Source organism: Clostridium sp. HV4-5-A1G (genome assembly GCF_900184915.1).
GTDB lineage: Bacteria > Bacillota > Clostridia > Clostridiales > Clostridiaceae > Clostridium_B > Clostridium_B aromativorans.
Map to the genome: position 1 here is coordinate 18,191 of NZ_FXYI02000015.1, position 14,301 is coordinate 32,491.

Sequence of the window (14,301 nt, forward strand, 5' to 3'; positions counted from 1 at the left end):
GTGTATGGAGTTCCGAATTATTAAATCTCCTTCAAAAGGTGCTGTAGACATGCTTATGCGGCGCTCAGGGGCCAGTGGTATTAGTAAAGATTCAATTCGCATTGATGCAGTTGGCCTTGTACAGGGAAAAATGATAGAGATGATTTGTGCAGCTGATATTGCCGAAAAGGCAGTTGATGTTACGGTAGAAGATATTAGAGGCAGTTGTCCTCAAAATATGATAATGATTGCAATTTTTGGCGATACAGCATCTGTTGAATCAGCAATTCGAGAGATTAAACGCAATTTCAAAAAGGGGAAGGATTTATGTTAACGGCAAGATTGATTGACAATATATGGGCAACAAGAAAGGCAGAGTCGCTTAATGGACTGAAGTTCATGTTGGCAGAGGTAATTGGCGGCAGTGATGCTGGCAAGCGTTTAATTGTTGCAGATATCATCAGTGCTGGTATTGGAGATAGGGTTATTGTATGTACGGGTTCATCAGCTCGAAGGATGCTGGGGAATGATGATATTCCAATTGATGCGGCTGTTGTCGGAATAATTGATGAAGACTGCAATTTTGAATAAATTCAGGAGGTGTAAGGATGAGTCTTCTTGATATGGTGAGAGAAGCTGGCGTTATCGGTGCAGGCGGTGCAGGGTTTCCTACCCATGCAAAGCTAACATCAAAGGCAGAGTATATACTTCTTAATGGAGCTGAATGTGAACCGCTGCTGCGGGTAGATCAGCAGCTGATGAAACTGTTTCCCGATGAGATAATTAAGGGGTTTGAAGCAGCTGGAAAGTTAGTGGGTGCTGCCAAGGGCCTTATAGGTATTAAAGGAAAGCATAAAGAAGTAATTTCCATACTTCGTAATAGGATCAAGGCACTTCAAGTAAGTGATTTTATTGAAGTCAAAGAACTTCCAGATATTTATCCAGCAGGTGATGAACAGGTTTTGGTTTATGAGCTGACAGGTAGAGTTGTTCCAGAAACGGGTATCCCAATTAAAGTTGGATGTGTGGTAGTTAATACAGAAACAGCATTGAATATTTATCACGCTAATCTTGGAGAACCGGTTACGGAGAAATATATTACAGTTGCAGGGGATATTCCCAAACGATTGACTGTAAAAGTACCGGTAGGCACACCTATTATAGATGTGTTAAAACTGAGTGGTATAGAAAATTTTGATGATTATGCAGTTATTGATGGCGGCCCTATGATGGGACCTGTCATGGATAATATAGATGGATATGTTACAAAGAAGAATAAGGGATTTGTAATTTTGAAAAAGCAACATTCTCTAATCCGAAGGAAATCCGTTAATATAGAACAGGCAAGAAGAGTAAATAGATCTTCCTGTGAACAGTGCCGTATGTGTACGGATATGTGTCCTCGTTATCTTCTTGGACATAATATGCAGCCGCACAAGATAATGAGGGCTTTGAATTATGCATTAGATGATGTTGAGGGTCAGAAGATTGCACAGCTGTGCTGTCAGTGTAATTTATGTGAATTGTTTTCATGTCCCGCAGGGCTTTATCCCAAATCTGCAAATCTATATTTTAAGGGGAAACTGGCGGAGCAGAATATAAGGTATAAACCGATTAAGTCGCAATTTGCTGCCAGAAAAAGTCGTGAATATCGTTTGATTCCAAGTAAGCGTCTTATTGCAAGGTTAGGTTTGAATAATTTTGATAGACCGGCTCCTATGACAGAAGTTAATATGGAACCTGAATTAGTACATATTGCGATGAGGCAGCATGTAGGAGCGCCTGCAGTTCCAATTGTCAATCCTGGCGATTATGTACAGGTGGGACAGCAAGTTGGTAAAATTCCTGAAGATAGCCTAGGTGCCGCCGTTCATGCAAGTATTTCAGGAAAGGTTATCGAAAGTGAAAATGGTTTTATTGTGATAAGGAGGGAATGATATGTTGAAAGCAATAGGAATGGTAGAATTTACAAGCATTGCACGTGGTATATATGCAGCAGATCAGATGGTAAAAATTTCTCATGTGGAAATAGTTACGGCAGGTTCTACCTGTCCTGGCAAATATATTGCTATTGTTGACGGGGATGTTGCAGCAGTAAAAGATTCAGTAGATATTGGTGAAAGGCTGGCAGGAGAATTTTTAGTTGATTCTATTGTTATACCAAATGTAAGTCCGGCAGTGTTTCCAGCAATAACAGGTGCAACTGTACCAGATGAAATTCAAGCCTTGGGAATTATGGAGTCTTTTTCTCTGTCAACAATGATTGCTGCAGCTGATGCAATCCTTAAAGCTGCAGAGTTACAGCCATTAGAGCTTCGCCTGGGAAATGGATTAGGTGGTAAGTCATTCTTTACTTTTACTGGTGACGTGGCTGCAGTTGAAGCTGGTATTGGGGCCGGAAAAGCTATTGCAGAGGAAAAAGGTTTATTAGTAAATGCAGAGGTAATACCTTCACCCTCTGATATACTGGTGGCATCTTTACTTTAAATATGTAAAAGCTTTTATATATGGGAGGATGTTTTCAATGATTATATCAATGAATGAAAGGATGTGGAGGAATGAAAAAATTAATTTGTGTCAAAGATGTTGACGATGCGGAAAAGCAAGGTCAAAAGACAGTTTATATTGACTGTAATACGATTATTACTCCATCGGCTAAGGATGCAGCCAGAGCTCGTGGAATAGAGTTTTCTACAGAAACTCAAGTTTGCAAAACAAAGGAGCCTTGTGAAACAAAAAGTTCCTGCGAAACGAAGAACTCTTCTGTGGAGAAAGCTCCTGAACCTCTAAAAAATTGTGAGAGTGGAATTAGCAGTGATATGATCTATAAAGTGCTCAAGGTCATGATGGATAAGGGTCTTTTAAAAGGTGTACTTGATTCAGTTTCCAATAAACCATATGTTGCTGAAAGTGATTGTAGCGGTTTGAAGTTAGTCCGTGGAAACTCAGTAAAATTTGATACCTTTGATACTGGGAATCCAAATGCCAAAGTATGTTATCAGGAATTGATCAGTAAAGATGATTCTTCTATGAGTGCCGGATTTTTAACAATTGATCATTCTAGTTTTGACTGGAAACTGACTTATGAGGAGATTGATTATGTTATCGAAGGTACATTGACAATTACTCTTAATGGGAAGACATTCACTGTACACCCGGGTGACGTACTCTATGTTCCATCGGGATCCAAAGTTATATGGGGATCTCCTGACAAGGTCAAGTTATTCTATGTTACATATCCAGCCAACTGGGCTGATCTTGTAAGCTAGAACTAAGAGGGGGACTAAGTGATGCAAGCACTTGGATTAATCGAAACGAAAGGACTCGTTGCAGCTATTGTGGCTGTAGATGCCATGCTCAAGGCAGCATATGTGAATATTTTGGAGAAGACATATGTAGGAGGAGGCCTTGTTTCGATTGCTGTAACTGGTGATGTAGCTGCAGCAAAAGTAGCTGTAGAAGCTGGTGCAGCTGCAGTTAAATTGATAAATAACACATTACTGATTTCACAGCATGTAATTCCACGTCCACATGAGTATTTAGACAAGATAATTGTATCATCAGTACCAGCGGAAAGTGAAGATATTTTAGTTACTGCTTCAGCAGAAGCCGAATTAAAAGAAGAAGTGGAAAACATTGTAGAGGTTCCTGTTGAGGTTAAAGAAACAGTAACAATTGAAGATTTAGGAGTAAAGGAGACAAATAATAGGGAATCCATGCCAAAAGAAACAACAGTTTTGTTGAAAGAAGGTTTGAGTAAAAAGCACAATAAGGAAGCTGTAGACAAGATAGTATTTGAATGTGGCCCTGAGAAAGCCATTGAGATTTTAAGCAAATATAAGGTGGTAGAACTTAGAAATCTAGCACGCAAATATGAAAACTTTGGCATTAAAGGAAGGGAAATTTCTAGAGCAAGTAAAAAGCTGCTGATTGCAGAGTTTGGAAAGTATTATGGGCATAGTTAACACAGTTGCAGAAATTAAAATAAATAATAAAAGTTTTATGAAAAATAATGGAGGGATCACAATTGGAAAATATTGATTATGATTTACGTTCTGTACAAGAAGCGAGAAATCTTGCACGTCTAGGAAAAATTGCAGCAGATCAAATTGCTAATTATACTGAAGAGCAAATCGATAAAATTCTGCGCAATATGGTTAAAGTGGCAGAGGAAAATGCAGTTTGTTTAGCCAAAATGGCTGTAGAAGAAACCGGTTTTGGAAAGGTTGAAGATAAGACTTATAAAAACCATATGGCTTCTACTTGTGTATATAATTCTATTAAAAATATGAAGACAATTGGTGTAATCAAAGAAAATCCGGTTGATAAGGTAATTGATATTGCAGAACCTGTTGGCTTAGTAATGGGTATAGTTCCTTCTACAAATCCAACATCCACCGCTATTTTCAAATCAATGATAGCAATTAAATCACGTAATGCCATTGTATTTTCACCACATCCTGCTGCAATAAAATGTACAACAAAAGCTGTTAGTCTCATGTGTAATGCAGCAGTAGAAGCAGGTGCTCCTGCGAATATTATAGGCAGCATTTTAACACCGTCTATGAATGCTACGAACGAGTTGATGAAATGCAAAGAGGTTTCCATGATAATTGCAACTGGAGGACCGGGGATGGTAAAAGCTGCTTATAGTTCTGGAAAGCCTGCATTGGGCGTCGGTGCTGGTAATTCTCCAGCTTATATTGAGAAAACAGCTGATGTTCACGAAGCGGTTAGGGATGTTATTGCTAGTAAGAGCTTTGATTATGGTACTATCTGTGCATCTGAACAGTCTGTAATTGCTGAAGAGTGCAATCATGATGCTATAGTAACTGAATTCAAAAAACAGGGTGGATATTTTATGACAGCTGAAGAAACCAAAAAAGTTTGTAATCTACTTTTTAAAAATGGCGGCCACAGTATGAGTGCAAAATTTGTTGGAAGATCACCACAGGTCATTGCCTCTGCTGCAGGTATTTCAATTCCAGAGGGAACAAAAGTTTTACTTGGAGAACAACAGGGTGTTGGTGACGGTTATCCGCTTTCTTATGAAAAATTGACAACAGTACTTGCTTTTTATACAGTTAAAGATTGGCATGAAGCATGTGATTTAAGTATTAGATTGCTTCAAAATGGCCTTGGTCATACTATGAACATCCATACAAATGATAGAGATATGGTAATGAAGTTTGCTAAAAAGCCAGCATCCCGTATTCTGGTTAATACCGGTGGAAGTCAGGGCGGCACTGGTGCAAGTACAGGGTTATTGCCTTCCTTTACATTAGGCTGTGGTACATGGGGAGGAAGTTCTGTTTCTGAAAATGTCAGTCCGATGCATTTGATTAATATCAAGAGGGTTGCATATGGTATTAAAAACTGCAGCACATTGGCTTCAGATGATCCGACGTTCAATCATCCTGAACTTTCTGGCAGCTGTGGGAATCAGCGGGATTTAGGATGCTATGCTACGAGTCCTGCCTCCTATGTTGCAAAGAGTACTTGCCAGAATAAAGCTAATTATGATAAGGAATGTTATAGTACAAATTCTGATTCAACTGACAATGAAAAGCTTACTAAGCTGGTAAGTGAATTAATAGCTGCGATGAAGGGAGCTAATTAAAATGGACAACAAGTATGAAGCTGTCCTCAAACTTTTACTGGAGACTGTCAAAGATAATATGCCTTCTGAAGGTAGGAGAGAGGATGAGTATAAAATTCCAATCGGAATTTCGAATCGTCATGTTCACCTTTCACAGGTAGATTTTAACACCTTATTTGGAGAAGGATATCAGTTGACTAGAGTTAAGGATCTAACACAACCAGGACAATTTGCGTGTAAGGAGACTGTGACTATCTGCGGCCCAAAGGGTGCCATTGAAAAGATTAGGATTCTTGGCCCAATACGCAGTAAGACACAGGTGGAAGTTCTAAAGGGAGATTCTTTTAAATTGGGGACAGTTCCACAGATTAGAATGTCAGGTGATTTACACGGAACATCTGGAATTACTATAGTTGGACCAAAGGGATCCATTCAGATAAAAGAAGGATTGATTGTTGCACAGCGTCACATCCATATGACACCTGGAGATGCACAGCATTTTGATGTTCATGATGGGCAAATAGTAAGCATTCAGGTTGATGGGCCGCGAGGTGGTATTTACAATAATGTAGTTATTAGGGCAAATGATGCTTCGGCTTTAGAATGTCATGTTGATACAGAAGAAGCAAATGCCATGAATCTTAATAATGTATCGAAAATTACAATAATAAAATAAGGTATTAGGAAGAAAGGAGAAAAAAAATGAAATATGATGCATTGGGAATGATCGAAACGAGGGGTTTGGTAGGTTCTATTGAAGCAGCAGATGCTATGGTTAAAGCAGCTAATGTTTATTTGATTGGTAAGGAACATGTTGGAGGCGGTCTTGTAACAGTGATGGTAAGAGGAGATGTAGGTGCTGTAAAGGCAGCTACTGATGCTGGTGCAGCAGCAGCACAGCGTGTTGGTGAGTTGATTTCAGTTCATGTTATTCCACGTCCGCATGTGGAAGTTGAAAGTATTCTTCCTAAAATTGAAAAGGAAGATGAAAAATAAATTGTAGATCATAAATAAGGTTTTAGGAGGGAGAAAAAAATGCAACATGATGCATTGGGAATGATTGAAACAAAAGGTTTAATAGGTTGTATTGAAGCAGCAGATGCAATGGTTAAGGCGGCAAATGTCCATTTAATTGGTAAGGAACATGTTGGAGGTGGTCTTGTAACAGTGATGGTAAGAGGAGATGTAGGTGCTGTAAAGGCAGCTACTGATGCTGGTGCAGCAGCAGCACAGCGTGTTGGTGAAGAACTGATTTCAGTTCATGTTATTCCACGTCCGCATGTTGAGGTTGAATCTATTCTTCCTAAAATTTCTGAAGGAAATGAAGAGTAGACAAAAATTTGATATTTGAAAAGACATATGAAGATGACTTTAAAATAAGATATAATATGCTATCATCTTATGATAGATGCTAAAATCAAAATGATAGTTTGTTTAGAGAACGTATCTGGATCCATGTAAATCAAATCGGGATACGTTCTTTTTTCAAATGTAATTGGTACTATAAAATTTATAAAGGGAGGCTATGATGCACTGGTTTTTTCTATTTTTAGCAATAACGTTGGAGCTAATAGGTACTTCGTTAATGAAAATTTCCAATGGATTAACGAGGTTATTTCCATCCATAGGTATGTTTGTTGCATATTTTTTATGCTACAGTGTATTTTCATTGGCTTTAAAGAAAATAGATGTAAGTATTGCATATGCAATATGGTCAGGGGTAGGAATTACAGTAATATCAGTTATTGGAATAATGTTTTTTAAAGAGGAAATTAACATGGGTAAAGTAATATCTATAATTTTAATTATCACTGGAATAGTAGGCTTAAATTTAAGTGGTGTAAATCATTAAAAAATGTTAGTACAGATGGCTACCATATTAGGGTAGCCATCTGTATTTACTTTGTGTAAATTAAATTTTAAGTACATTTTCTCTTTTTATAGCTTGTTATAGCTTGAATATGGAAATCATGTTTTTCAATTTTTCAGAGCTTGATTTTGATTCTGCTGTCTGATTCAATACGTTATTGCTTAATTCAGCTACTTCTGAAGACATCTGTGCTATGCTTGTAGTTCCCTGTGCACCTTCTTCCGATGCTGCAGATACCTCTCCCACGGATTTTACTATATCAGAAATAGATGAAAGTAATTTTTCAGATATTTTATTGAAATCATCAATCAATTTTTTGATTTCAGAAGAATCTTTGCTGTACTGTTCTCCTGTTTTAACTAAATTAGTATAATCAGGCACCACTTGTTTTTCGATAAATTTCATTATATCTCTTGAACTATTTCTAAGTGCATCTACGGATTGAACTACATCCTTATTGGTATTTTGAATTTGGATGACCATGTTCTGAGATGAATCGGCTAGCTTTCTGATTTCATCTGCTACAACGGAAAATCCTTTTCCAGCTTCTCCTGCACGTGCTGCTTCGATAGATGCATTTAGTGCAAGTAAATTTGTCTGTGAGGTTATCTCCAATATTTCATCTGTCAATGAGTTTATTTGCTCCACAGCTTTTGACTTTTCAAGTGCCAGTTGTAATTTTTTATTCATATCTGAACTCATGTCATGTACATTCTGTTGAGATTGAATTGCAGAGGATTTCAGAGCATCAGCTCTTGTATTTATTTTTTCTGCAGATTTTAATCCGCTTTCGATTGCTGATGACATGCTTTCAACGGTTTTCTTTATTTCAGATGCCGAGTTGTTCATTTCTTGAGAGGATGCCGCAGTTTCTTCCATTCCGGCAGAGAGTTCCTCTGTAGTTGCAGATACATCACCAATCTTTGAGTTTAGGGTACCTATACTTTTTTCCACATTGCTTATTGAATGATCTACATTTAAAGAATTGTCTTTCACGCCTTTTACTATATTCTTAATTGATTTTTGCATTTTCCACATAGAATTTATCATATTTCCAATTTCATCTTTGGATTTTGAAAACTTAGAATTAATTTCCTTACTGAGATCTCCCTGTGCCAATAAATCCAATTGATCTTCCGTATATTTAAGTCCTTTGGTCATATAACCTACAATTAATACTGTTACCAGGATTATAGCGGCAAGTCCAATACAGGCCATAAGTATTATTTCTCTTAATTGAGCATAGAAATCCTTTAAAATATTTGCCATGGGAATATCAATGCATAGACTCCAATTCATATCATAGTCACTTATTTTTACCGGGTATGCTACTCTGAAGACGTCCTCTCCTGTTGAAATTGATTTTCCTATGGCTTGAATCTGTTTGCCTGCAGATGTTTGGCTTACAACATTATTCCAGTCACTACCACTTTTCTTTGCATCAGTCATTATCAACTTCTTATTGGCCCCATTTGCTACATATATACCATTTTTCGATAAAAGTTGAGCATATCCTCCCATGGGTTTTATTTGATCTACAATATTTTGAAATGTTTCAAGTCTGTAATCTATGGATACAACTCCTCGAAAATTTTTATTTTCATCTAAAATAGGTACTACCAAAGATGCCATGGAGATATTATTGCCATTAACTTTATATACAGTTGGTTCCGTCACAAATACTCGTTTACTTCTTTTAGGAGTATTATACCAGGTCATCTCAGTTTCAGAATTATATGCCGGTTCAATATGAAAAGAGCCGTTGCTTCTGGTTACATAGGGTATAAACAATCCCTTTTCGCCGTATCCCGGTTTTCCTGCATAGGAAGAATCCTTGCCGTCAAAGGCATTTGGTTCAAAAGCCACTGTTATTCCATAAATATTAGGATATTTATTCAATATATTTTTTTGCATATCAATGATAATATCTCTATTCTTAACACCTTTTTTTATCTGACTGTTTATTGAATCTTTGAATGTATCACCTATTGTTTCAAGTGTTATAAAATGACTGTCAACCTGGGATGCATAGGATTTTGACATTTCCTCTGAGAGAGTTTTAGCTTGTGATATACTGCTATTATATAACCTGACTAATAATATAGAAAACGTAGCTGCGAAAGTTAGTATCAGCAATAGTCCAATTATAGTGCTAATTTTTACTTTTAAACTCATTTTTTGTAACATAAATTTTATCCCCCTTTTACGTTTTTAAATCATATATTAGTATATAAAAATAACCATTTTTATTAGCTAAAATAGTTGGTATAATTTGTATAAATAAAGAACCCTAGCGATTTTATGTTAGAGTTCGATAAAAGATTTATAATAATTAGTACTTTAAAGATTTTATACTATGTTGCAATAATTTCATAACTTTCAATCTCTCTGTGCTGACATACGTGTATATTTTCTGTAGGATTGAGGAGTCATATTCATCTGTGTACAAAATACCCTGTTAAAATAAGAAGGATCTGAAAAACCACATTCTATTGAAATGCGATAAGCGGGATAATTGGTTGTCTCTAACAATCTACAGGCATGTTGAATTTTTAAATTGATTATATAATTTGAAAATGAAACCCCCATTTCCTTCTTAAAAACACGACTGAAATACTTGGGACTTAAAAATACTCTAGAAGCAACCATTTTCAAAGTGATTTTTTCTCTATAATGTTCTTTAATATATTTTATGGATTCCTCTATAAAGTATCGTTGACTTCCTCTAGAATCTTTAATATTTTCGTCAGGATTTTCTTCTGTCAATGCATCACAATCGTTTGCTGAGTCCAGCATTTTTCGGAAAACCTGTTTGATAACATTGGGTTTTACAGGTTTCAACAAGTACTCGGAAACTTGCAGCCTGATTGCTCTTTGTGCATAGGAAAAGTCCGAATAGGCGGACAAAATTGTAATAAATACATTGGGTAAAAATTTTCTGATTCTCTCAATGGCACTTAAACCGTCCAATTCAGGAATCATTATATCCATTATGATAACATTGGGTTGATATTGCTTTGCTAGATTGATGGCCTGTATTCCGCTTTCGCAGGTCAGCAGCTTATCTTCTGGAAAAAGCTCTTCAAGCATAACTGATCTAAGAAATTCTTGCTCAAGCATTTCATCTTCTACAATCAAAACCACGCTCATTGCTATCACCTCACAATAGGCTGGGTAGGAATTGTGATAGTAACGGTACTACCACTATAATCAGACTTTACAATTTCCAATCCGTACTGTTTCCCATAGTATTGTTTTAAGCGTTTGTCTGTATTCCAAAGCCCTAAACCCGATTTATTTTCAAATTTTTTCATGTTTAGCAAAATGTCCTTTGGAAAGCCATTTCCGTTATCCATAATGGAAATAATAATTTCCCTTTTACATTCCTCTGCACAAATAATTATTTTACCTCCTTCTCGTTTTGGTGTAATTCCGTGGATTAAGGAGTTTTCAACAATTGGCTGGATAACCATATTGGGAATTGTGTAAGATTTAATATTTTCAGGAATATCTATGCTGTATTCAAGGCGGTTTTTAAATCTCACTTTCTGAATATACAGGTATTTTTCAATATTATTGATTTCAGCGCCAATAGTGTGAAGTTGGTTTTCCTGTTTTAAGTTGTATCGCAGCAAGTCAGAAAGGCAATAAATGAGTTTTTCTGTTGTGTGAGAATGCTCAAAATAAGCCACACGGGCGATGCAGTTTAAAGTATTAAACAAAAAATGAGGATTAACTGCTAAAGACATGTTTTTTGCCTCTAGATCAATGATCTTTTTTTCCAGTATCTCTTTTTCAATTGATAACCTTTTCACATCTTGATGAAAATAACTTATATTTTCAGATAAGTCAAGAGAAATATTTTTAGCAATTTGACCGCATAAACGTTCATGTATTTTAATTTTATTGGATTCCACGGTTTTCAGTGAGGAAATCGATTTAGCAACAAATTCTAATTCTTCAGCTTTGCTCTCTTTGGAGGGATTTATATTAATCATGTATTTTTTATATTCATTATCCTTCAAATATACCTGCATACCGGCTACGTATCCTAAGGTTTCATTTTCTACTCTGATGGGAAAAAGTATATTTTCAAGGCCATATCGACATACAAATCTACCCTCGCCCTTGGGATTTAATCGACATCTGTAGTCAGGGCATACTTCTCCGCCCTTTTCCTGACATACATGTGTACAAAAATCAGGAGATGGAATAAATTCAAGCAAAATATTACCATTTGTATCTGCCAGAAACAGAGGAATATCTGATAAGGATAAAATACCACTATAACGATCGTATAAATTTGAGGATATTAATTTTTCAAGTGGATTATTAGTTTTATTCATACCTGTAAATGCACCTCTTATGACCTTATAATTGTACGTGAAGGAAGAAATTATCTAAACTTCATTGTAATACATAAGAATATGAAAGTAAACTAGTAATTTACCTTACTCTTTGAGTTTCGTCAAAAAGAAACCAAAGTTAATATTTTATAAGTTATTTTCTGTGATTTTGAACATTTTATAAATAGCATTTTCTACAAATATATATAAGTTCCTCAATTTGTTCTAAAAGCTGTATGGATTGCTTATTAAAATAAATATTGGATTTCAGTTTAAACTTACCTTCCATGATTTCCTCTCCTATTTTCTACTGAACTTTAATAATTACCATCATTTATGATACCATATAAGATAACTGATTTATTGTAGAATTAATGTATATTATTAGTATTATTGTATCTAGTTAAAATATTATATTGTATAATATCGTTTTTTTTGAATAATATCCACTTTTATTTTGAAAAGTGGAACTATTACAATAGAAGTTATTGTAATGGAATATTTGTAATGGAATCTAGAACTATGTCTATATAATTCTAGATTTCTGACTTCTATATACTGGTATCAGCTAGAAGAGACATATAAGGTAATATGTTGATTTTTAGGCATATTATTGTTATAATGATCCTTGTAATGGATTTCAGGAAATTATAAATTGGCGCATTTATTTGGTTGCTTATGTCTTCTTAATTAACAAAACAATAGATTGAATATGTGTGGTGGATTATTTATGGAAATGGAAGAATTAGTACAAAAAAAACTGCGTCTTGTTTTTAGTGACGACAGTATAATATTTGACAAAACTCGTTTTGCAGGTGGACTTACTAATTACAACTATATTATGAATATAAATGGAACAGAGTATGTTGTCCGGCAGCCAGGCGGTATGACCAATTTAATGATTGACCGAAAAATTGAAAAGCTTAATAATAAAATTGTTTCAGAGCTAGGCCTGAGCTCTGAGTGCATTTATTTTGATGAGGTAAGTGGGATTAAAATCAGTGTATATATTGAAAATAGTAAAAATATTGCCCAAATAGATCCTTGCTCTTCAGCTAATATAAAAGCTGTTTCTGCTCTTATGAAAAAGATTCACTCCAGCCAAAAACATTTTCCCAATTCTTTTAATTGGGAAAAAGAGTTAAACAAATATGAGCATATTATTAAAGAACTTAATGGAGATTTTTTCTTCGACTATGCTGCATTAAAAAAACGACTGCTGGATTTTATGCAAAAGAATATTAAAAATACAATTTCTGTCCCCTGTCACAATGATACGGTGCCCGAAAACTTTGTGGTGGATAATAAAGGAAGAACCTACCTTGTAGATTGGGAATATTCCGGGATGAACGATCCGAGTTGGGATGTAGCTGCGTATATTCTTGAATCCAGACTAACTGAAGATGCAATTAAATATCTCCTTTTAGACTATTATGGTAAGTTTCCCATGCCTTCAGAAATATTAAAAATAAAATGCTATATGATGGCACAGGATTTGCTGTGGATGGTATGGGCCATGATTAGGCACTACAGCGGTGATGATTTTCTCGATTACTGCTGTTTTAGGTATGAGCGTTTTCAAAGAAATGTCAAGACAATAACAGTTTCATCAGATTATTCCATTGCTGATATGGTAAAGAAATGTTAATAGAGGAAACATTGAAATTTTTATGCTTACTATGATAAAATAAGTAAGTATATTGATTATCATATTTTTATGACTATTAGTTATAGAAAGGATAATGACTCTAACTTTTTTGGGGTTGGAGTTATTTTTGTTTAATATTTATTGATTGTGGGTAATTCATAAGTATGAGAATAATGTAGAAGTTCAATTAATTATATGTGAGGAGAAAATATAAATGAATATTCTTGTTACACTGGATTCAAATTATTTAAAACCATTAAAGGTTATGCTGAAATCTTTATTTATGAATAATCCTGAAGAAAGATTTTATATTTATATGATGTATTCAAATATGGAAGAAGATGAGATTTATAATGTAAATAAATTTGTAAAAAAGGAAAACCATAAGCTTTTTATAATAAAAGTGGAGAATGAACATTTTAAAGATTCACCTTTGACTATGTATTATACTAAAGAAATGTACTATAGATTATTGGCATTTGAGTTTCTACCTTTAAATGTGGATAAAATATTATATCTTGATCCCGATATTCTGGTTATAAATCCAATAAGAAAATTATATGATATTGGTATTTCTAAATATCTTTATGCTGCAGCATGTCATAATATATTGACAGTTAAAGAAATCAATAAGTTGCGATTAAAACCTTATCAAATCGAAACATATTATAATTCCGGGGTTCTTTTAATGAATATTGATCTGCAAAGAGAAATTGTAAAAGAAAAAGAGATTTATGATTTTGTGAAGAAAAATAAAAATAAATTAATTTTGCCGGATCAGGATATAATTAATGCACTGTATTCCAAATATATAAAAAAATTTGATGAAATATTATTTAATTATGATCCTAGATATTAT

General features: G+C 34.9%; 16 protein-coding genes. 13 read left to right on the plus strand and 3 right to left on the minus strand.

Going from position 1 to position 14,301, the window contains the following annotated elements; translation table 11 throughout:
• Window positions 1–4 precede the first annotated feature (4 nt).
• The 11 genes from J5G60_RS03195 (at window position 5) to J5G60_RS03245 (ending at window position 7,430) form a co-directional block, all read left to right on the plus strand.
• Complete coding sequence (locus J5G60_RS03195; RefSeq protein WP_150356865.1) at window positions 5–313, plus strand: BMC domain-containing protein; 309 nt, start codon at window positions 5–7, stop codon at window positions 311–313.
• Window positions 307–570 carry a EutN/CcmL family microcompartment protein gene (locus tag J5G60_RS03200; RefSeq protein ID WP_150356864.1) on the plus strand — a complete coding sequence of 88 codons (264 nt, stop codon included), beginning with the start codon at window positions 307–309 and terminating at the stop codon, window positions 568–570. The genes J5G60_RS03195 and J5G60_RS03200 overlap by 7 nt, the downstream gene beginning before the upstream one ends.
• Before the next feature lie 17 nt (window positions 571–587).
• The gene (locus J5G60_RS03205; protein ID WP_150356863.1) at window positions 588–1,916 is read left to right on the plus strand and encodes a 4Fe-4S dicluster domain-containing protein; all 1,329 of its coding nucleotides are present in this window, start codon (window positions 588–590) and stop codon (window positions 1,914–1,916) included.
• A 1-nt stretch (window position 1,917) separates the two neighbouring features.
• Complete coding sequence (locus J5G60_RS03210; protein WP_150356862.1) at window positions 1,918–2,466, plus strand: BMC domain-containing protein; 549 nt, start codon at window positions 1,918–1,920, stop codon at window positions 2,464–2,466.
• Between the two features lie 71 nt (window positions 2,467–2,537).
• Window positions 2,538–3,248, plus strand: coding sequence for a cupin domain-containing protein (locus tag J5G60_RS03215; RefSeq protein ID WP_150356861.1), 711 nt, complete (start codon window positions 2,538–2,540; stop codon window positions 3,246–3,248).
• Between the two features lie 21 nt (window positions 3,249–3,269).
• The gene (locus J5G60_RS03220) at window positions 3,270–3,944 is read left to right on the plus strand and encodes a BMC domain-containing protein (protein WP_150356860.1); all 675 of its coding nucleotides are present in this window, start codon (window positions 3,270–3,272) and stop codon (window positions 3,942–3,944) included.
• Between the two features lie 62 nt (window positions 3,945–4,006).
• Entirely contained in the window at window positions 4,007–5,599 is a 1,593-nt protein-coding gene (locus tag J5G60_RS03225) for an acetaldehyde dehydrogenase (acetylating) (protein ID WP_150356859.1), read from the plus strand.
• A 1-nt stretch (window position 5,600) separates the two neighbouring features.
• Complete coding sequence (locus J5G60_RS03230) at window positions 5,601–6,254, plus strand: phosphate propanoyltransferase (RefSeq protein ID WP_150356858.1); 654 nt, start codon at window positions 5,601–5,603, stop codon at window positions 6,252–6,254.
• A 26-nt stretch (window positions 6,255–6,280) separates the two neighbouring features.
• Window positions 6,281–6,574 carry an ethanolamine utilization microcompartment protein EutM gene (gene eutM / locus J5G60_RS03235; protein ID WP_150356857.1) on the plus strand — a complete coding sequence of 98 codons (294 nt, stop codon included), beginning with the start codon at window positions 6,281–6,283 and terminating at the stop codon, window positions 6,572–6,574.
• Window positions 6,575–6,613: 39 nt separating this feature from the next.
• Window positions 6,614–6,910: a BMC domain-containing protein gene (locus J5G60_RS03240; RefSeq protein WP_150356856.1), complete on the plus strand. Its 297-nt coding sequence runs from the start codon at window positions 6,614–6,616 to the stop codon at window positions 6,908–6,910.
• 196 nt (window positions 6,911–7,106) lie between these two features.
• Window positions 7,107–7,430: a DMT family transporter gene (locus J5G60_RS03245; RefSeq protein WP_150356884.1), complete on the plus strand. Its 324-nt coding sequence runs from the start codon at window positions 7,107–7,109 to the stop codon at window positions 7,428–7,430.
• Window positions 7,431–7,526: 96 nt separating this feature from the next.
• On the opposite strand, the gene J5G60_RS03250 is transcribed toward J5G60_RS03245, so the two are convergent.
• The 3 genes from J5G60_RS03250 to J5G60_RS03260 form a co-directional block, all read right to left on the minus strand.
• Complete coding sequence (locus J5G60_RS03250; protein ID WP_150356855.1) at window positions 7,527–9,635, minus strand: methyl-accepting chemotaxis protein; 2,109 nt, start codon at window positions 9,633–9,635, stop codon at window positions 7,527–7,529.
• A 192-nt stretch (window positions 9,636–9,827) separates the two neighbouring features.
• Complete coding sequence (locus J5G60_RS03255; protein WP_150356854.1) at window positions 9,828–10,598, minus strand: response regulator transcription factor; 771 nt, start codon at window positions 10,596–10,598, stop codon at window positions 9,828–9,830.
• Between the two features lie 5 nt (window positions 10,599–10,603).
• Window positions 10,604–11,794 carry a histidine kinase gene (locus J5G60_RS03260; protein WP_150356853.1) on the minus strand — a complete coding sequence of 397 codons (1,191 nt, stop codon included), beginning with the start codon at window positions 11,792–11,794 and terminating at the stop codon, window positions 10,604–10,606.
• Window positions 11,795–12,524: 730 nt separating this feature from the next.
• Here J5G60_RS03260 and J5G60_RS03265 point away from each other — a divergent pair.
• Together J5G60_RS03265 and J5G60_RS03270 are read left to right on the plus strand one after the other, a co-directional pair.
• Complete coding sequence (locus J5G60_RS03265; protein ID WP_150356852.1) at window positions 12,525–13,442, plus strand: choline kinase family protein; 918 nt, start codon at window positions 12,525–12,527, stop codon at window positions 13,440–13,442.
• Between the two features lie 214 nt (window positions 13,443–13,656).
• Window positions 13,657–14,301 (plus strand): glycosyltransferase family 8 protein (locus J5G60_RS03270; RefSeq protein ID WP_150356851.1); only part of this gene is annotated, 645 nt, incomplete at its 3' end.